This is a genomic window from Arenibacter certesii DSM 19833, from assembly GCF_000429545.1.
Lineage (GTDB): Bacteria > Bacteroidota > Bacteroidia > Flavobacteriales > Flavobacteriaceae > Arenibacter > Arenibacter certesii.
On sequence record NZ_AUCB01000007.1, the window covers coordinates 135,051 to 155,293 of the forward strand.

General features: G+C 37.6%; 14 protein-coding genes. 7 read left to right on the forward strand and 7 right to left on the reverse strand.

Annotated elements, in window-relative coordinates; genetic code table 11:
* The first annotated feature begins 147 nt into the window (after window positions 1-147).
* The 7 genes from acnA to G466_RS0104360 all read left to right on the forward strand — a co-directional run bounded on the left by acnA (window position 148) and on the right by G466_RS0104360 (window position 7,324).
* Window positions 148-2,943: an aconitate hydratase AcnA gene (gene acnA / locus G466_RS0104330; RefSeq protein WP_026812551.1), complete on the forward strand. Its 2,796-nt coding sequence runs from the start codon at window positions 148-150 to the stop codon at window positions 2,941-2,943.
* 51 nt (window positions 2,944-2,994) lie between these two features.
* Window positions 2,995-3,411: an OsmC family protein gene (locus G466_RS0104335; protein WP_026812552.1), complete on the forward strand. Its 417-nt coding sequence runs from the start codon at window positions 2,995-2,997 to the stop codon at window positions 3,409-3,411.
* Window positions 3,412-3,529: 118 nt separating this feature from the next.
* Window positions 3,530-3,796 carry a hypothetical protein gene (locus G466_RS0104340; RefSeq protein ID WP_026812553.1) on the forward strand — a complete coding sequence of 89 codons (267 nt, stop codon included), beginning with the start codon at window positions 3,530-3,532 and terminating at the stop codon, window positions 3,794-3,796.
* A 216-nt stretch (window positions 3,797-4,012) separates the two neighbouring features.
* A complete protein-coding gene (gene gap, locus G466_RS0104345; RefSeq protein WP_229797156.1) occupies window positions 4,013-5,008 on the forward strand; it encodes a type I glyceraldehyde-3-phosphate dehydrogenase in 996 nt (331 codons plus the stop codon).
* A 39-nt stretch (window positions 5,009-5,047) separates the two neighbouring features.
* Window positions 5,048-5,716 carry a ferredoxin reductase domain-containing protein gene (locus G466_RS0104350; protein WP_026812555.1) on the forward strand — a complete coding sequence of 223 codons (669 nt, stop codon included), beginning with the start codon at window positions 5,048-5,050 and terminating at the stop codon, window positions 5,714-5,716.
* A 139-nt stretch (window positions 5,717-5,855) separates the two neighbouring features.
* A complete protein-coding gene (locus G466_RS0104355) occupies window positions 5,856-6,581 on the forward strand; it encodes a class I SAM-dependent methyltransferase (protein WP_026812556.1) in 726 nt (241 codons plus the stop codon).
* Between the two features lie 194 nt (window positions 6,582-6,775).
* Entirely contained in the window at window positions 6,776-7,324 is a 549-nt protein-coding gene (locus tag G466_RS0104360) for a DUF488 domain-containing protein (RefSeq protein ID WP_026812557.1), read from the forward strand.
* 162 nt (window positions 7,325-7,486) lie between these two features.
* Here the strand turns inward: G466_RS0104360 and G466_RS0104365 are convergent, their stop codons facing one another.
* The 7 genes from G466_RS0104365 to G466_RS0104400 all read right to left on the reverse strand — a co-directional run bounded on the left by G466_RS0104365 (window position 7,487) and on the right by G466_RS0104400 (window position 20,237).
* Window positions 7,487-8,122, reverse strand: a complete 636-nt coding sequence (locus tag G466_RS0104365; protein ID WP_026812558.1) for a response regulator transcription factor — start codon at window positions 8,120-8,122, stop codon at window positions 7,487-7,489.
* Window positions 8,123-8,124: 2 nt separating this feature from the next.
* A complete protein-coding gene (locus G466_RS0104370; RefSeq protein ID WP_026812559.1) occupies window positions 8,125-8,859 on the reverse strand; it encodes a sensor histidine kinase in 735 nt (244 codons plus the stop codon).
* Window positions 8,860-8,888: 29 nt separating this feature from the next.
* Window positions 8,889-11,660 (reverse strand): PAS domain-containing hybrid sensor histidine kinase/response regulator, encoded by a 2,772-nt coding sequence (locus G466_RS21420; protein ID WP_229797157.1) that lies wholly within the window; start codon window positions 11,658-11,660, stop codon window positions 8,889-8,891.
* 412 nt (window positions 11,661-12,072) lie between these two features.
* Window positions 12,073-12,708 (reverse strand): response regulator transcription factor, encoded by a 636-nt coding sequence (locus G466_RS0104380; RefSeq protein WP_034234616.1) that lies wholly within the window; start codon window positions 12,706-12,708, stop codon window positions 12,073-12,075.
* Window positions 12,709-13,185: 477 nt separating this feature from the next.
* On the reverse strand, window positions 13,186-15,951 hold the full coding sequence (locus tag G466_RS0104390; protein WP_229797158.1) for a PAS domain-containing hybrid sensor histidine kinase/response regulator: 2,766 nt from the start codon (window positions 15,949-15,951) through the stop codon (window positions 13,186-13,188).
* Between the two features lie 36 nt (window positions 15,952-15,987).
* The gene (locus tag G466_RS0104395; protein ID WP_026812563.1) at window positions 15,988-17,421 is read right to left on the reverse strand and encodes a hypothetical protein; all 1,434 of its coding nucleotides are present in this window, start codon (window positions 17,419-17,421) and stop codon (window positions 15,988-15,990) included.
* Window positions 17,422-17,432: 11 nt separating this feature from the next.
* Window positions 17,433-20,237, reverse strand: coding sequence for a hypothetical protein (locus tag G466_RS0104400; RefSeq protein ID WP_229797159.1), 2,805 nt, complete (start codon window positions 20,235-20,237; stop codon window positions 17,433-17,435).
* Window positions 20,238-20,243 lie beyond the last annotated feature (6 nt).

The following is a 20,243-nucleotide window of genomic DNA, read 5'->3' on the forward strand; positions in this document are numbered from 1 at the left end:
TCCCCAAAGAAAGAACAAAACTCCCCCAACTAGTTACTACCATAGTTTAATTTATCCTGATCAATATAATATCCTAGATCGGGCACCCTAGTCAAACCTTGGTCTAACCACATTCATTAAACTCTTAATCAAAAAAATAACTACGACATGGAAAAAGACCCTTATAAAGTAAAACGGAAAATCTCTTTGGAAGGGAATACCTTCACTTACTACAGCCTTACCGAACTACAAGACCAAGGATATAAAATAGACAAAATCCCTTTTTCCATTCGGATTCTATTAGAAAACGTGCTGCGTAATTTTGATGGTTTTGCTATTACCAAAGAGCATATTGAGACCTTGTTAAACTGGCAGCCCCAAGGATCCGATAAAGATGTCCCTTTTAAACCAGCCCGAGTATTAATGCAAGATTTCACTGGAGTACCCGCAGTAGTAGATATTGCTTCCCTACGTGCAGAGGTGGCCAGAAAAGGTGGGAATCCAGAGTCCATAAATCCGTTAGTCCCTGTAGATCTAGTTATAGACCATTCTGTACAGGTAGATTATTTTGGAACCAATTATTCCTATGAGCGCAACATGGAAAAGGAATATGACCGCAATAAGGAGCGATATCAATTTTTAAAATGGGCCCAAAAGTCTTTCAATAATTTCAGTGTAGTACCTCCCGGGATGGGGATCTGTCATCAAGTAAATTTAGAGTATTTCTCCAAAGCTGTTATTGAAAGGGACGGGGAGCTATTCCCAGACACGCTGGTAGGTACGGACAGTCATACCCCCATGGTGAATGGGATTGGTGTAGTAGCTTGGGGCGTGGGCGGTATAGAAGCGGAAGCTGCTATTTTGGGACAGCCCATTTATTTTATTACTCCAGAGGTCATTGGCCTTAAACTTACCGGAAAGCTTCCCTTAGGTTCCACCGCAACCGACCTTGTTCTTACTATTGCCAATTTGTTAAGGAAACAAGGCGTAGTAGGCAAGTTTGTAGAAGTTTTTGGACCTGGTCTAGATCATCTTTCGGTCCCGGACAGGGCTACCATTGGCAATATGTCCCCAGAATTTGGTTGCACGATCACCTACTTCCCTATAGACGACAAGACGCTAGAATATATGCGAAAAAGTAATCGCTCCGAAAAACATATTTCGCTAGTGGAGAAATATTGCAAGACCAATATGCTTTGGAGAGAAAACGAGAATAAGATTATATACAGCGATGTAGTTGAATTGGATGTCTCCACTATAGAACCTACAGTGGCAGGACCCAAAAGGCCGCAAGACAAAATTTTACTTCGCAATTTCAAACCTACGTTCATCAATTTACTGGATCATTCCTTTGAGCGTGAGTATATTGAACAAAAAGACCGTGAAACCTTAAACTCATTAGCCAGATGGAAAAGCGAAGGTGGTAATCAACCGGAATCAAAAGTCTCACAACAACCGCACAAAGCAGTAGTTGAAACGAAGGAGAAAGACGGACTCAAAACGGTATGGATAAATGAGGGGGACGATAAATTTATGCTCTCCGACGGTTCTGTAGTCATAGCAGCAATTACCTCCTGCACCAATACCTCCAACCCCTTTGTAATGATAGGGGCTGGCTTGGTAGCCAAAAAAGCCCGTGAACATGGAATTGATGTAAAACCTTGGGTAAAAACTTCCCTCGCTCCCGGCTCCAAAGTAGTAACCGATTATTTAAATAAAGCCGACCTGATGAAGGATCTGGAAGCCTTACAATTCCATTTAGTAGGTTATGGATGTACCTCCTGTATAGGAAATTCGGGCCCCTTGCCACCTGCGATTGCTAAGGCCGTGGATGACCATGATTTGGTGGTTTGTTCAGTACTATCCGGGAACAGGAATTTTGAGGCTAGGGTACATTCCCAAGTTAAAATGAATTTCTTAATGTCGCCCATGTTGGTTGTAGCGTATGCCATTGCAGGACGAGTAGATATAGATCTGACCAAAGACCCAATTAGTTATGACAAAAATGGCTTACCAGTCTACTTAAAGGATATCTGGCCTTCTGATGACGAAATAAATGAAATATTAAGTCGCGTTCTCTCTCCCAAAGATTTTGCGAAAAATTATGGGGAAATATTTGAGGGAAATGAAATTTGGAAAAATCTAGAAATACCGGAAGGACAGCTGTACCGCTGGAACAAGGATTCCACTTACATTAAAGAAATACCGTTTTTCCGCAATATATCTGCTGAGGCTCCCCCTTTGGAAGATATACAGAATGCACGTGCACTTTTGGTGCTGGGGGATAGTATTACTACCGACCATATTTCTCCTGCCGGCGCCTTTGATGAACATTCAGCAGCAGGAAAATACCTCATTTCGAGAGGAGTCAAAAAAGAAGACTTTAACTCCTACGGAAGTCGACGTGGAAATGACGAAGTTATGGTCCGCGGTACTTTTGCCAATGTCCGCATCAAGAACAAGCTAGCCGAAAAGGAAGGGGGGTACACCCGATACCTACCTACAAAAGAGGAGATGTCTGTCTATGAGGCTGCCCAAAACTACAAGGCAGCTAAAACCCCATTGATTGTGCTTACCGGAAAAGAGTACGGAAGTGGATCTTCTAGGGACTGGGCCGCAAAAGGCACCTTTTTATTGGGAATTAAAACTGTACTAGCAGAAAGCTATGAACGTATCCACAGGAGCAACTTAGTAGGCCTTGGAGTACTGCCATTGCAATATAAGGAAGGTGACTCCGCAGCAAAATTAGGAATTAACGGAACAGAAACATTTACAATTACAGGAATTGCCAAGGATATAACCCCCATGAAGGAAGTTAAGGTAATGGCACGGAACGAGAAAGGGGAAGAAATTAAGTTTGGCGCCATCGCAAGGCTAGATTCCCTTATAGATATTGAATACTATCGTCACGGTGGCATTCTTCAATATGTACTAAGGCAATTTTTGGAAAATGAAAAGCAATAACACAAATAGGCCATATACATTAAAATTACGAACCTCTTAAAATAAACTACAATGAAACGTACAGCACATGCCCTTTGGAAGGGTTCCCTTAAAGAAGGGGAAGGAAAAATAACTACCCAGAGTAAAGTATTGAACAATTCGGAATACAGCTTTAACTCCCGATTTGGGGACGGAAAAAGCACCAATCCCGATGAATTATTGGCGGCAGCACATTCAGGATGTTTTGCTATGGCCCTGAGTTCAATTTTGGGGGAGGCCGGTTACACGGCGGACTACCTAGACGTTACCGCTACGATAACTATGGATGTGGAGAAGCTAGACCTTACCGAATCCCATTTGACCCTCAAAGCCAAGATCCCCAATATTGGGATTGACAAATTTAAGGAGTATGCTAATACAGCCAAAGACAATTGCCCAGTAAGCAAAGCCTTGAGTATAAATATAACTATGGATGCCCAACTGGAATAAAATGGATGTTATTAAAAGCGGTTTTGGAGACCAAAATTGGTCAACTCAAAAAGGTAACCTAAGGGTACCTATGCACAAGCCACATTGACCATCGAAGAATTGAATAAACTACACTATTATGGACCTAATAGAAAATATTGTACATTTTTTTGAAAAACCTATAGAGGAAACTAAAGGCAAATCACCGGAAGGAACTTGCCCACTTTGTTGGGGTTACCAAGAATACGACCATAAAATACGTGAGTTGTTCAAAGACAACCAGATAGACGTAAATAACCATCGCGCCAAGTATATGAAAATTCAAAAATTCATGGTAAAGTATATTGATGGCATCCGTTTAAAACAAGGAGAAATTAAAGAATGTACAACTTGTGCTAAACATTAAAAAATGGTGATGGAAGAATGCTCTCATCCTATAACGTATTACGGCGTAAAAACTATCATCTATGCTAGTACAATAGTTAATAATGGGGTACTCCCTCTAACTTTAAGGGGTTGTGAACTACAAAAATTAAAAGATGGCACTTCAGTCCGAAGATGAAGCCATGTTTTACAAAAGAAATACATAGAACAAAAAATCAGCTATTAAAAATTACAAATTATGAAAATTGGTATAAACGGAATGGGGCGAATCGGGAGAGCCGCCCTTAAATTAATACTAGAAACCGAAGGTTTGGAAATTATTTCGGTGAACGATATCATTTCCATCGAAAACCTAGCTTATCTTTTAAAATACGACACGGTTTATGGAATCTACGAAAAGGAAGTTACTTATGAAGATCAGACACTTATTGTAGGTGATACACGCATACATTATACTACCATTAAAAACCCGGAAGATATACCATGGAAAGAAAACAGTATCGATTTAGTCATAGAAAGTACTGGTCTATTCACCTTGCGAAAAGACGCAGAAAAGCACATTAAGGCTGGTGCTAAAACAGTTGTTATATCCGCTCCAACAAAGAGCAAGGACACCCCCACTGTGGTCCATGGGGTAAATTCAGCAGATGGAAAAGTTTCAATATTCTCATGCGCCAGTTGCACCACCAACAATATTGGTCCGGTAGTAGAAATTTTAGAACGTAGAATTGGCATTAAAAAGGCCATTATGACTACAGTGCATGCCTATACTGCCTCCCAACGTATTGTAGATGGTCCCTCCAATAAAAATTTTCGAATGGGTAGGGCTGGCGCAGCCAACCTTGTACCCACATCAACAGGTGCCGCCATAGCAACTACTAAAGCCTTACCAGCGTTATCAGGAAAATTTGATGGTGTAGCAATACGGACTCCTGTAACCGTAGGATCAATTTCGGATCTAACCTTTGTAACCAGTAAAACAGTGACCCCAGAAATGGTAAACGCTATATTTAGTGAAGAGGCAAAAACAGCCCGCTATGAGAAAGTCCTAGCTGTAACCTCTGCTCCTATAGTCTCCTCCGATATTATAAAAAGTCCATTTGCATCTACGGTAGATCTGAGTATGACAAGAGTGGTTGATGGAGATTTACTAAAGGTTATGACATGGTACGATAATGAATGGGGATTTACCAATCAAATGATACGGCAAATCCTTGAAATAAATAAATCATAACACACTAGCTAATGGTGGTCTAGGGAAAATATAATTACTATGGAAAAGCAAGCTGTTAAAATCAAATCGATTAACCACGCCACCCATGACGTGCTTCAAATTGTTACCGAAAAACCTAAGGAACTAAAATTTCTTCCAGGACAGGCTACAGAAATATTTATAGATAAAACGGGATGGGACAAAGAAGGAAGGCCCTTTACCTTTACCTGCCTTCCCAATATGGAATATTTGGAGTTTATGATAAAGACCTATCCAAATCACGATGGCGTTACCAACGAGCTACTCAAATTAAAAGCTGGAGACACGCTAATTGTCAATGATATATTTGGAGACATCCACTATAAAGGAGAAGGAACCTTTATTGCAGGGGGCGCAGGGATCACTCCCTTTATCTCTATTCTTCGGGATTTAAAAGCCAAGGGCAAAATTGGCAACAATAAGCTTCTTTTTGCCAACAAAACCACTTCAGATATTATATTGGAAAAGGAATTTAAAGATATGCTAGGGCAGCACTTCTTAAATATCCTTTCTGAAGAAGACACAGGAAAATATCAGCATGGGTATATTACAGCAGACCTTATAAAGAAAAATGCCGACTTAAATGGGTATTTCTATGTTTGTGGGCCTCCAAAAATGATGGATGCAATTGAAAAAGAACTGGGTAATTTAAACGTTAAAAAAAACATGATTGTGAAGGAGGCTTTTTAAATTTAAATGAAAGGATCCCTAATTTAATACGCTCTAGGGCATTTGGTGGTTAACTACTTCAAAGACCTTTATACAATCAATAAGAAAAGACTATACAATGTAAATTACAACAATTACATTTAGGGATAAATTAATGATTATGAGTTTTTACCAGCAAATTGCTCCCTATTATCACCATATTTTTAAAATCAATGATAAACAAATTGAGTTTGTCACGTTAAAACTACCAGCAATCGATTCTAAACTATTAGATATTGGATGTGGCATAGGAACGCTTTCTTTGGCATTAAGCAGTTATTTTCAGGATATTACCGGAATTGATATGGATCCCGAAATGATACGAGTCGCCAAGACAAAAGAAATAGGCATATCAAAATCCGTTCAATTTCATGTAGAAAGCATGCTTAAATTAGAGGCATTCACAGATAAGAATTCTATAGATGGGATAGTTTGTTTTGGAAACACTTTAGTCCATTTAAGTTCCTTAGATGAAATAGCCGATTTTTTACAACAATCAAAAACCGTATTGAAGACCAATGGAAAATTGTTGATGCAAATAGTCAATTACGATAAGGTTATTAAAAAAAATATCAGGCAACTACCCACTATAGAAAATGACGAAATTACATTTGAACGTAATTATGATTATCGTTCAAATGAAAATAAGGTCATTTTTAATACGCGACTAACTGTGAGATCTACCCAACAAGTAATTAAAAATAGCATACAATTAATACCTGTTTTAAAAAAAGAACTTACAGGTTTATTGAGTAAGGCTGGTTTTGACCATTACAATTTCTATGGGAATTTTAATCAGGAAGACTATTCAGTTGATAGTCCAGCTTTAATTGTAGAGGCTTGGTAAACGCATAATACAGAGCGTAATGTGCCCCTACCTTAATCTTTTAGCCATGAGTTAGTAGAAAAGCCAATTACCGTAAATTCAATTCATAGTGCATGGAATGGAAAATAACATAAGAAATCCACGTCTCCCTGAACAGAACGGGCAAACAAGTATGGGAGAATTCTAATCTCACTTAATGAGTAAATCATAAACAGATGACGAAATCAGGATCTATGTCAAACAAAACCATTTGGACTATTGGACATTCTACCAGGACCATAGAGGAGTTTCTAGAAATGTTAAGGTCATGTGAGATAGAATTAATAGTTGATATTAGAAGGTTTCCAGGTTCTAAAAAGTATCCTCAATATAATAAGGAATTATTGGAGAGATCTCTATTAGAGAACGATATCGCTTACAAACAATTGGAGAAATTGGGAGGGCGTCGTAAAATAAATGCACTATCAACCAACATTGCTTGGCGTAATCCATCTTTTCGGGCTTATGCAGATTATATGGAGACTTCCGACTTTAAAAGTGGTCTAGGAGAACTTCTGCAACTGGCTTACAACAAGCGCACAGCCTATATGTGTTCTGAAGCAGTATGGTGGCGTTGCCACCGATCCTTAGTATCGGACATTTTAAAATTTAATGGGTGGGAGGTACGGCATATTATGGGTGTTGATAAAACTACAGAGCATTCATATACTGGGCCTGCAACTGTTAGCCAAAATGGCATAATATACAGTGAGAAACAGGGCTAAGAACTATACGGTAAATGGCTTGGTCACTGTCCGACGAGACTAAATAATATACTAAATAGGGGCGCCCAAGTATAAAACCAGTCGATAAAATTTATTAAAATAAATTAGGTGCGAGTACAACTTTCCCAAATTTATAATAGGAACGGACATCATTTTTTGCAATTAGTTATAAACCCTCATTACGGCTATAAGATCTGGAATTGACTGAACGTTCAATTTTTCGAATATTCTGTTTTTATAAGTACTAACGGTAGAAACGTGAAGATTTAATTGGCTGGATAGCTCTTTTAATGACAGTCCTTCTATTAATTTATTTGCAACCTCTAATTCCCTATTAGACAGCGTTTCTATAGAGGTAGAAACGTGTTGTTTATTTAGGGAGTTAGAAACCATGAGGTCTTTCACCTCATCACTTAAAAATCTGCCTTTCTCCAACATAGTTGTCAGCGCAGCATCTATTTGTTCTCTGGACGATAGTTTATTTAAAAATCCATCTGCCCCCATTTTTAAATAACGCAGGGCATACAGATGTTCTTCTTGAGAAGAGAAGACAAGAATTTTTAATTTTGGTTGTTTTACCCTTATAAAGTCAATAGCCTGTTGAAACGTGCCATTTGGCATATTTACGTCTAGGATAAGCAGGTCAAAGTTCTCTCTAGAAATGAGGGAGAAAAGCGACTTGTAGTCATCTACTTCAGATAATATAGCATTAGGTCTTAAATTTTCAATAGTTTGCATCAACCCCATACGAACTATGACGTGATCGTCTGCAACTAAAATTCGAATTGATGTATACATAATTATTTTGTTTTATCTGGTAGCATAATAGAAATTTTCGTTCCCACATTTTCCGTAGAAACCACCTCAATTTCTCCCTGCATTAAACTTACGAATTTTCTGACAATTTTTAAGCTTAATCCAGCTCCTACCTCCCCATTGGTGCCCTGAAATATAGGACCTTCAAAGGAGAACAGAGATTTTTTAGTCTCTAAATTCATTCCCATTCCATAATCAACAATAGACAGAACAACGTCCTCGTTTTTTCTATCTATCTCAAAATGAATACGTTTACCGGAATCTGAAAATTTAATGGCATTATTTACTAGCTTTTTCAATATGAAAAATACCAGAAAAGGATCATTTTTAAAAGTCACGCTTTCATCCCCCTTATATAGCAAATCTATTTCCTTCGCCTTCAGCTCTACCTCAAATGTTTCTTTAAGTTGGAAAAATAAGTCTTGGGCAACCAGCGCTATACTTTGCGGTTCAAAATTATTCATTTGGGTTTTAAGCCAAGTACTAGTATCATTTACGGTCTGGAGGCTTTTTTTAGCATCTTGGGTTATTCGAGGTAACAGCTTAAAATAATCCTCCTTGCTAATGGATTCATTTTCTATTCCTTCAGTCAGCCACATTATATTTCCAAAAATCTCTTTAAAGTCGTGTGAGAGCAATGAAATCCATCCGGTCTTTAATTCATTTTCTTGCTTTAATCTTTTAATTTCTGCCTTTAGTTCCTCTACTTCCTTAATCATTATCTAATATTATCCTATTGTACCGTTTTTTAATCCGGAAAACTCACTGCCTCTCCCAACCATTTGTTAAGCATCTTACCTAATGATTCCTGCAAAAGGGGTTTTGACAGAAAATCTGTCATTCCTGCTTCCAGACATTTTTCTTTCTCCCCTGGCATGCTGCCCGAAGTAAGCGCTATGATTGGCACTTCTATGTTCTCTTCATAAGCCCTAATTTTCTCTGCAGCTTGAAGTCCATTCATTACCGGCATTTGTACATCCATTAAAATAATATCTGGCTGCTCGGTTTGATATTGCTCTACTGCATCTTTCCCATTAATTGCCTCAACTATGATAGCATGCGGATAGAGGTTTTTTATGAATAAGCTCGTTAAAAATTTATTAACATCATTATCATCTGCTACTAAAATCTTTATTTGATTCGTATTCGTAGGGGAAGTCGCTATTTCGGGAATTATATTTTTCTTCTTTGTTACTCCTTTTAAACCAGACAAAACCTCATACATCCGTTTCATACGTATAGGTTTTACAAGGCGATTCTCAATTTCTAATTCATGGCAGGCTGACTGAAGGTGCTTATCATCGGAAGAACTATAAAGTACAATAAATGGCGGTTCATGGGCAATGGAAGGTTCTAACCCTTTTATCTTTCCTATAGTTTCTATTCCATTCATTACCGGCATATGGTAATCCATAATTACCACATCAAAATCAGGATTATCCATCATCATCAATAAAGCTTTAGGCCCGCTATCTGCCTCCTCAACTTCAATGTTTTTGATTTCTAGCATCCGTCTAAGGATTTTTCGGTTGAACTTATTATCATCAACCAGCAGTACTTTCTTGATTCCGTCTAGGGAGTGTTCCAATTCCTCCCTTTCCATCTTAAAATCAAGATCGAAGTAAAAATCGCTTCCTTCCCCTTGCTTGCTCTCCAATTGTAAGCTACTATTCCCTAGAGCCAATAATTTATTAGAGATAGTGAGTCCTAGACCGGTACCACCATATTTTTTGGAAATACTTCCATCTTCCTGTGAAAAGGCATTGAAAATTTCTTTTTGCTTATCTATATGAATCCCAATTCCGGTATCTTTTACTCCAAAACGTAAACGCATTTTTCCATCGCCATACTCTTTTATGATGCTTACGTAAAGTTTTATTTCCCCCTTCTCCGTGAACTTTAAAGCGTTGCTCAAAAGGTTAACTAAGATCTGTTTTAGACGCATGGCATCTGCCCAGAAATATCTTGGGATTTTAGGGTCAATGTCTATCAACATTTCCAACCCTTTTTTATTTATGCTATAGGACACCATACTAAAGGCATCGGAAACCACTTCCTCTACTTCTACCCTATCCCTAACCAACTCCATGTGGTTACCTTCCATTTTGGAAAAATCCAGGATATCATTAATGATGCTATAGAGTGTAACTCCAGATTGGTTAATAATCCCTAGGTATTGTTTTTGGGTCTCATCTAGTTCTGTTGCCAAAACAAGTTCAGTAAAGCCGATAATCCCATTTAAGGGAGTGCGAATCTCATGGCTCATATTGGCCACGAATTCTGATTTTGCTTTATAGGCTTGTTCTGCTTCAGTCTTCGCTTTAAAAAGTTCGTTGTCTAACTTTTTCCGCTCTGTAATGTCCAGCACATTTGCCAAGACCTGTTTGTTTCCTGCCTCATCTTCATCCAGGGTACTCATAAAGTACCAAATAGCCTTTTCTCCGGATTTCTTAATAATCGCCATTTCTCCCGATGCCTTCCCATAATTCTGAACGGTAGCTAAATATGCTTTAATTTCATCTGCTTTATCGGGAGCAATTAAACTGTAGAGATTGGATTGTCGCATTTCTTCCTTGGAGTATCCTGCAGATGCTAAACCTGCATGATTTACTTCCAAGAAATTGCCATCCAGATCATGAATACTTAATATACCCTGTACATTGTCGAACAAATTGTGAAACTTTCTTTCACTTCCCTTTAATAATTCCTCCTGTTCTACATGTTCTGTAATATCGCGACCGATAAAGAATATCTGTTGAGTTTCCATTTCTGGAATACAGGTCCATTCTATCCATTTAACCCCCTGTTGTTTAGTACAATATCGGTTAGTGAAATTTCGGAGTGGTTTTCCCGAAATTAAGCCTTCCATGGCTTTTTTAGTCGCTACTAAATCTTCGGGAACTATAAATTTGACAAACTCCGATTCCTTAAACTCCTCCTCACTCCAGCCCAAAGTCTTGGAAAACGCAGGGTTTATCTGCACAAATTCCCCTTTAAAATTGCAAATACCCACTAAATCACTGGATAGTTGAAACAGCTGATCATGCTTTTTTAGTCGACTTTCTTTTTCTTTAACAGCTAACCACCTGTTTATTTGCTTAACCGATTTCTCTAAAATTATATTTTCGGAATCTGTTAGAATCCTTTCCTTCTCATCAAATATACTTAGGCATCCCATTCTATTCCCATTTTCATCTGTTATGGGAAAAGATGCCCAGAATTTTATTTCCAATTTTTCTACGCCATGTAAAGATAAGTTATGATTGGCAGCTCCAGATTCTAAAACGGTATTCTTACAAGCTTTAGGTAACCATATCTTTTCAACTGAGTCGTCATTTGTAGCAATGACAAAACCCTCCTCACCTTCGAACAAGCTAATGGTACAAATAGCCATATCTGTCATAGTGGCTATGGAGAATACTAAAAAATCGAACGCATCGGCGTATCGCTTATTTAGTGTTTTTAGCCTTTTGATAGAACGATCTTGCTCTGGCCTTTCTAAGGGATTGTCAAATTTCATTTTTATGCTTTAATCAAGTTATAAACGGTGCCAAAGCAGCTATATTATTAAAGTTTATGTCTTTAACAGTTCTTAGTTAGGAAAGATAACTTGATATGGGAAATCAATATTAACGAAATGACCAGAATTGGGAACGGTCTATATATAAACCGGAGTACCCTTTGGATTACGATAGCATTGCTATTTCCTGAAATTGGATTACCTATGATTTTAGCGTGCAAATATAATTGAAACTTATCGGTATCTACTTTTAATAGTCGATTTCTGGGTTTCGTCTTCATTTTACGTAGCTGAAATTCAAGTTAATATTTTCTTTTGGCAACTACTCTTCAAGAATAAAAGGACTCATTTCCAAGTAACATTAAAGCCGTGTAGCTGGTATTTTATTGAGGTGCAGCTAAGTTACTTCAACTTAGCTATAAACCCGCATAATTGCAATAAGCTCTGGAATTGACTGAATATTCAGCTTCTCAAATATTCTATTTTTATAAGTGCTAACTGTAGAAACGTGTAGATTTAACTGATTGGAAAGTTCTTTTAAAGACAACCCTTCTATTAATTTGTTTGCAACCTCTAATTCCCTGTTAGATAATATCTCTATAGAAGCTGAATCATCTTGGTTGTTTAGCTTATTGAAAACCATAAAGTCTTTCACCTCATCACTTAAGAACCTGCCTGTCTTTAGTATGGTACTAATTGCGTCATCTATCTGCTCTCTGGATGAAAGTTTATTTAAAAATCCATCCGCGCCCATTTTTAAATAACGTATAGCATACAAATGCTCATCCTGAGAAGAAAAAATAAGAATTTTTAATTCAGGTTGTTTTAATTTTATAAAATCAATAGCATGTTGTAGCGTACCATTAGGCATGTTTACGTCCAGTATAACCAAGTTCAGTTTCTCTTTAGAGACAAGAGAAAAAAGAGAACTATAGTCGTCTACCTCAGATAGTAGCACGTTGGGTATCAGCTTTTTAATCATTTGCATCAACCCCACACGAACTATAACGTGATCGTCCGCAACTAATATACGAGTGGCCGTTAGCATAATGTTTTACTTTTCAATTCGAAAGGGAAATAGAACAGTAATTTTAGTATCCACATTCTCAGGGGAGCTAACTACAATTTTTTCCAAGAAGCAAGGATACGAATTTTTTTACAACCTTCAAACCTATGCCTCACGAATTTCCATTTTTGTTCCTACAAGAATTGGAATCCAAAAAATATTGACCTAAGGCATAGGCAATTAGCCTCAACGCATAGCAAAGAATAACATTTACCCTCTCCCCTTATAAGTAGGTGCAGGCCCGCCTGGAGTACGGCAAGAGCAGACCCACCTGAAAAGTTCGGGCAGGCAAGTTTGGGAGCAGTTAAAACTTCACCTGGTGCGTAAAAAGAGCTATCTGGTCCATTACTCATACCTATACATTCAATTCGTTATACGCAGAACAATAGCAGCTTTAGATATCTGCTATTTGCTCTTATTTGCACGCCATCCCTAATCTAGTGCCAAGCACGTTGTATATTAAGGTTGATTGTAAATGGTTTCCCCTAACCATTTGGTAAGCATATTGCCCAAAGATTGTTGTAAAAGAGGTTTTGCAAGAAAATCTGTCATACCTGCATCCAAACATCTTTCTTTCTCGCCTGGCAGACTTCCGGCAGTTAGCGCTATAATAGGCACTTCTACCTCATCTTCTGAAGCTCTTATTTGTCGCGTCGCCTCCAAACCGTTGGTTATAGGCATTTGCACATCCATCAAAACAATATCTGGCTTTTCTTGGGTATATTTCTCCACCGCTTCCGCACCATTTAATGCCTCTACCACAGCGGCATTAGGAACAAGACCTTGCAAAAACAACTTGGTAAGCTGCATATTGATCTCATTATCCTCAGCTATTAAAATTTTTAGATGGGGACAACTTGGTTCGGAAATTTCATTTTTAGCGATAATAGGTTGCACAACAGCAAGATTCTTTAGCCCAGATAACGTCTGATACATTTGCCTCATCCTTATAGGCTTTACAAGCCTGCTTTCTACTTCTAATTCATCGCAGGCCGCTTGTAGCTGGTCGTCATCAGAAGAGTTGTATAATACTATAAATGGAATTTCACAAGATTGGGATGGTGCCAGTCCTTTAATCTTCCCTATGGTCTCTATACCGTCCATTACAGGCATATGGTAATCCATAATAATAACATCAAAATTTGGCTGATCCATCATAATCAGCAAAGCTTTTAAACCACTATCGGCTTCTTCCACTTCAATGTTTTTAATTTCTAACATCCGTCGCAGGATCTTTCGAGTGTTCTCGTTGTCATCAACAATTAGCACCCTCTTAATATCCTCAAGACTGTTAACTATATCTTCCTTTTCTACCTTAAATTCAACATCAAAATAAAAGTCACTTCCTTTTCCTTGTTCACTTTCTAGTTGCAAATTACTATTTCCTAACGCCAATAGTTTATTGGAAATGGTCAGTCCCAGTCCGGTACCCCCATATCTCTTAGTAATACTACCATCTTCTTGGGTAAATGCACTGAATATTTCCTTTTGTTTGTCCTTATGGATCCCAATGCCCGTATCACTAATTCCAAACCGTAAGCGCATTTTGTTGTTACCGCAATCCTCTAGAATAGTAACGTACAATTTAATTTCGCCTTTCTCTGTAAACTTCAAAGCATTGCCCAAAAGATGTACTAAAATCTGTTTCAGACGGGTAGCGTCTGCCCAAATATATGGTGGAATATTATGATCTATATCTATCAACATTTCCAGACCTTTTTTATTTATTCCGAAGGAAACAATATTAAACGCCTCTGAAACCACCTCTTCCACATCTACTTTATCTATTTCCAACTTCATTTTGTTGCTTTCAATTTTGGAAAAATCTAGGATATCGTTAATAATATTGTACAATGCAACTCCAGACTGGTTAATGATCTCCAAATATTGCTTCTGTGTCTCTTCTAGTTTTGTTGCCAACGCTAGTTCGGTAAAACCAATAATCCCATTTAATGGAGTACGGATTTCGTGACTCATGTTGGCAATAAATTGCGACTTGACTTTTAGTGCCTCTTCGGCTTCTTCCTTCGCTTTTAAAAGTTCGTCTGCCAATATCTTCCGCTCCGAGATGTCTATTACGTTCGTTAACACACGTTTATTTCCTGTCTCATCCTCATCCAACGTGCTCATAAAATACCAAACCTCTTTTTTGCCAGACTTTTTAATAATGGTCATTTCTCCAGAGGCCTTTCCGTAATCCCGAACGGCAGATAAGTACTCCTCTATTTTATCCTTCCTATCTGCAGCTACCAAATCATAAATACTGGACTGTTTCATTTCTTGTTCGGAATATTCGGAAGCCGCCAGGCCAGCAGGATTTACTTCTATGAAGTTGCCTTCTAGATCATGAATACTTAATATACCCTTTACATTATTAAATAAATTGTGGAATTTTTGTTCACTTTTTTCAAGCAATTGCTCTCTTTTCACAAACTCCGTAACATCCCGTCCTATAGTTAATATGACTTCTGCGTCCATATCGGGGGTACTGGTCCATTCCATCCATTTAATATCCCCCCCCTTGGTCTTACCTCTATTGGTGAAATTAACCACCGATTCCCCTTTCATGAGTTTCTGAATAACTTTTGCAGTTTCATCTAGGTCATCTTCATGAATAATAGCTGTAAAAGGTGAGTGCAAAATCTTCTCACTGCTCCATCCTAATGTATGGGTAAATGAAGGATTGTGTGTAATTAGGAGGCCGTTAAAGGAGATAATTCCGATTAAATCATTAGATAGGGTAAATAAATTATCATGCTTTTCTAAACGTTGATCTCTAAACTTACTCGCCACTAAAAAGTTGACTTGATAAATTGCTTTTGCAAGAAATTTATTTTCAGATTGGGTTAACGTTTTTTCTTTATCATCAAATATATTTAGACTACCCACAAGGGTACCCTTGTAATCAATTATAGGGAGGGATCTAGAAAATTTTACATTAAATTTTTCAGCGGAGTGTGGTGCTAAATTCAACAACTTCCCCTTGTCCTCTTCCTCAGTATTTAAAGCTGGGTCTAGGGGCCATATCTTTCTTATGGAATCATCGGTTGTAGCAATTACATACACCTCCGATTCTTTAAAGATGGTGATAGTACATAATCCTATATTGAGCATTTCTGAAACGGAATAGATCAGAAAATCAAAAATATCTTTATAAAGATTATTAAGCGCCCTTAATCTGCTTAAGGATTGATCTTGGACAGTGCTGATATGATTATTGTTCATTGTAATTTTCTTCTTTTAACAAAAAACAACTACCCTCTAAAGAGCAGTAAAGCTGTAAATAACATTAATAGAATAGGTAGTTTTTTCCTTTTCTATTAAGGATTGGGCAGCAGATGGGGAGATTAAATATTTGATATCAAATTCCTGATCCAAAACAGGGGCCCCTGCTGAGATAATTTTTTGTGGGGTGGTCGATAAGGCTACGGTACTAATGCCATCTACGCCTACTTCTAAAATAGTAGAATTTATGTTGGATTGTACTCCTCCTTTATTAAAGAACGAGGCGGCAGATTTCACATACAACTCATAATTTTCGTTGTTAGATAACTTGATTTGAGTTGAAATTACTTTAGATTGCCCTTGCTGGTAATGTGTTGCACTATTAAATTGGAAGTTTACTTCCTGTTTAGAGGGGGCAATAATTAATTCTGAAAGGGCAGGCACCACTAGTGTAACATCTGTTAATTGTTTTGCAGAATGTGCATTGTCTGGACTCTTAGCATCTAATTCCAACTGAAAGGTATAAGTACCTGCTTCAAAAAAGTGATTTTTAAGATCTAAATTTGAAATTGAAAAATTAAGGTCAAATGTATTTTGATTTCCAGGCACTACTGCAAATGGACCATTTGGGGTATAATTTGTCCAGTTTTCTTGAGAAAGAGGGAGTTTTGAAATTTTTGAAGAATTAGAACTTTCTAATTTTACAAATACCGGTGATACCGTAGATTGTACTGCTTTTGATGATATAAACTGTATTGCAGAAGTGGTTTTCCCCCATAAATTAAATTTAACCGTATTTGAAATTTTTGTTTGCCCGATCGGAATTTGTCCTCCTGTAATCTCTCTATATATATTTAAGTTGGAAATTGTATGATTTACAATAGTGTTATTAGACACCCAATTAATAGAGGAAGCCGAAGTCGAGGGAATTACAATAATTACATCAAAACTGCTCGGAGTAAAGTAACCTCCATAATTATGGTTAATAGTTAATTTGTACTCTCCCGGAACAAAAATGTTGGTCGCAAAAGCTGCAGCTGGAATTTTAAACTTAAAAACTACATTTCCTGCGGTAAAACTTGAAGCATTTGGATTGTGGATTTCATACCAGATTTTTGAACTGGTTGAAAACCATTGAAAATCTGGCAATACATCGTGCTGATGGTATTTAGGTCGATTACCACCAATATTATCAAGTTGCCAATGCAATATAGAAGAAGGCAGATTGGATCCTGCTATAGTTTTATGTGTAAACATATTACTTACAGACCAGATTGTTGGGTTGGTTTGCTGGGATCTCCAACTGTCATAGTTTCCCGTATTCATAACTGTTCTGGTAGTAGAAAATTCAGAGCCATTAATAATATTACTGGCCGGAATCTCTATTCTAACTTGTGCCTGGGCAATAAATGAAGTTAAAGTAGCTAATAAAGTAACCCCTCCTAAAACAAATCTTATATACGGCCTCATATTTCCCAAATTTAAAATCTTTTCACCTTTATTTCGGTATCTTTCTTCTTGTATTCGAACAATAAGATTTCAGCATTCTCTGTATTTCCAATTACTATAGTTTGCTTAGGATTGATGAAGTTGTATTTGTCATTTTTAATAAAGATATCGTATTCCCCATCTTTCAAGAAAAACTCGAACTCATCATTCTGATTTACAACAGCAGTATGCACTACCCCCTCCTCACTTTTGGCATACACTGCAATCCCGGTAACACTAGTCTCCTTAAAATCGTAAGCTTGTCTTATCTCCTTTAATTTACCTGATACCCTAATGGCTTTCACCAAGCCCACATTCATTTTAATATTTCTATCGACCACTATCATAGGATCCATCTTTAACCTAGCGCCTGCACTTTGGTTCACTTCTAATTTATAGATCCCTTGAGGTACATTCTGAAAAGTAACTTTTCCTTTTTTGTCGGTCATGGCTACATACCTATCCAGCTTTATCACTTCATTAGCCAGAACTTGTTCCCCTGAATCCAACACCCCATTGAAATTTGCATCTTCAAAAAGTTGGAAACTCACTTTGTGATTACCTAATGAGGTGGCCACGGCAAAATACTTTTTAAGCCCTACTCTAAACTGATAATTATATCCACTATAGCCGCCACTTTGTATGGATTCATAATCGGAATAATTTAAATATCCTGTAGTCGCCCAGTTGTTTGAAATTTTATATTCTAAATTTCCCGTAACCGTCTTATTTAAGTTTTGATACAACTCTGAGTAGTTGACACCTGCTGAGGCTGATCCCGAAAGAGCACCTTTAAAGGCCTGGAAATTATAGGAAGAATATACATTATAGTTAATAAAGCCTTGTCCGCTATAATGGTAAGAATTTAGTTCGTACACATTAATTGGATTCTTCTGAACTGTTCCATTTAAGGAAAAGTTGTTAAAACGATAAGACATAGTAGCCCTAAGGCTGTTAAACCAATCTGTGCTGTTTTCTTGCTTAGATTTGGCATAGTCTCCTGAAAGATTAAGTCCATGATTTCCAAAGGAGGTTCCAATATTGGCGTGAAACCTATAGGATAGAAGTCCGCGTGCAATAGCATTACTCTCATTTTTCTGCTGCTCCACCTGTGGAGATACTAAAAAATTCCAATTTTGGACAGTAAATTGATATCCCAACTTTACAGCCCCTGTACTATGAAAATATTTGGGATAATTGCCATAGCCGTTAGCTTGATTGATCGTATTCTGAAAACTTAAATATTCTGGTTGCACTTGGGAACGTTGATACAGTAAAAATACTCGTTTGCCCTTAGAAAACTCACGACCAATTCTTTGATTAAAGAAGTAGGCTCCCCTGCTTAATCCCGCATAGGCTTTTGAAGCATAGGAATTTGTGGACTGAAAATTCCAGTTTCCAATAGTAGCGTCATAATTCAATTCTGCAGAAGCACCTGTATTCTGATCATTGCTTAATAGTCCTTTTTCATGGCTCAATCCTCCCTCTAGGCGAAAATTATGTTGCTCGCTAATTGAAAATAAAGAAGTTAGGTTAGCCACTTGGGTGTCTATAGACAGTCTAGGGTCACGCTCAAAAATATAGGATAGCTTCCCATTAAAGTTATTTGAACTACCAAAGCTGTATTTTGCTCCAGCCATTTTAGACCCTTCGGTTTGCTGAAAGTAGGTGCCATATAGGCTGTAATTATTCTCCAGTCCCAAAACTTCTAATTGATTAGTTGCACCAAACCTAGTAGTTATCTTACCCCCTCTTCCAGAAACGGAATAATCATAATCACTTCCTTGCACATTCCCTATTCTCATGACGGAATTTTTATGCTCCAATTCTAGCCAAGTATCATAAAGATTATAAAGACCATCCTGCATGTAATAGTCTGTATTTATATTAAAACGACCATATAGGTTTTCCGATGCTGAAAATTCGGTATTTCCTCTTAGCTGCATGTAATTAAATCCAGAACTATTTTCATTGTAAGTGACTTCTGCATAGTTATTTCCCCTTCCCAAATCCACTCCTCTAGCGATTTGCCGGTTAGAGGACAGCACCACGAGTTGTATTTGGCTACTCCCCACGTTTTCACTATCTATTAAATCGGTAGCTTTTACCTGAATATTATAGTCGGGATATAGTACATTTTGATTTCTGGTAGCCACCCTTATCTCCACTATTCGCTTTTCTAGACCTTCTAAGGTGACGGTTTGCTGGTTAGGTGTTATAGTTAACCCATCAGGGAGGGATTGAAATTCCAATTTTATATTCCTCTTAGCATAGCCCCTGTTTTCCACAAAAACCATAAGGGACGATTCTGGTGTAGCGGGATTGAGGTAGTTTTCTCGCGAAAACGGATAGATCGATATAGTCGTATCTTCCTCTTTTTGGAGATAAAAAGCAGCCACTGCACTTTTGAAGATGGTACTGGTTTTAAAGGAAAAAGAAAACGCAATCTTATTAGAGGGCCTTTTCATAAAATCCAGATTGGCAATAAATTTTAGAGGCAGTCGTTTTTGCGCTCCTGCAGCCAAGGTGAAATTTGCCTTGGGATAGAAAAGCAATCCAGGATATTTTTCTTGCGGGGCTAATTCTTGAACAGTGATTTCTACATCGCTTGTATTTTTCACTACCAAGAAATTGGTAAAGGTGCTGCCTTTTACTACAGCGATACTGTCCGTTTCAAAATACGCCTCAATATCCACCTCATTCTGACTATATATAAACGAGAAATTTAGAAAAGCAAGGACAAAGAAGAAGCCTGCTTTTCTAAAAAAAGTGTTTGATATAGGACAGCGATTGCTCAAATTTTA

Excerpts from the sequence above, each read along its gene's own strand:
- G466_RS0104335 (WP_026812552.1), top strand. The coding sequence starts at position 2,995 with ATGAAACGTACAGCACATGCCCTTTGGAAGGGTTCCCTTAAAGAAGGG.
- G466_RS0104340 (WP_026812553.1), top strand. The coding sequence starts at position 3,530 with ATGGACCTAATAGAAAATATTGTACATTTTTTTGAAAAACCTATAGAG.
- G466_RS21420 (WP_229797157.1), bottom strand. The coding sequence starts at position 11,660 with ATGAAATTTGACAATCCCTTAGAAAGGCCAGAGCAAGATCGTTCTATC.
- gap (WP_229797156.1), top strand. The coding sequence starts at position 4,013 with ATGAAAATTGGTATAAACGGAATGGGGCGAATCGGGAGAGCCGCCCTT.
- G466_RS0104350 (WP_026812555.1), top strand. The coding sequence starts at position 5,048 with ATGGAAAAGCAAGCTGTTAAAATCAAATCGATTAACCACGCCACCCAT.
- G466_RS0104365 (WP_026812558.1), bottom strand. The coding sequence starts at position 8,122 with ATGTATACATCAATTCGAATTTTAGTTGCAGACGATCACGTCATAGTT.
- G466_RS0104390 (WP_229797158.1), bottom strand. The coding sequence starts at position 15,951 with ATGAACAATAATCATATCAGCACTGTCCAAGATCAATCCTTAAGCAGA.
- G466_RS0104355 (WP_026812556.1), top strand. The coding sequence starts at position 5,856 with ATGAGTTTTTACCAGCAAATTGCTCCCTATTATCACCATATTTTTAAA.
- G466_RS0104395 (WP_026812563.1), bottom strand. The coding sequence starts at position 17,421 with ATGAGGCCGTATATAAGATTTGTTTTAGGAGGGGTTACTTTATTAGCT.
- G466_RS0104380 (WP_034234616.1), bottom strand. The coding sequence starts at position 12,708 with ATGCTAACGGCCACTCGTATATTAGTTGCGGACGATCACGTTATAGTT.
- G466_RS0104370 (WP_026812559.1), bottom strand. The coding sequence starts at position 8,859 with ATGATTAAGGAAGTAGAGGAACTAAAGGCAGAAATTAAAAGATTAAAG.
- acnA (WP_026812551.1), top strand. The coding sequence starts at position 148 with ATGGAAAAAGACCCTTATAAAGTAAAACGGAAAATCTCTTTGGAAGGG.
- G466_RS0104360 (WP_026812557.1), top strand. The coding sequence starts at position 6,776 with ATGACGAAATCAGGATCTATGTCAAACAAAACCATTTGGACTATTGGA.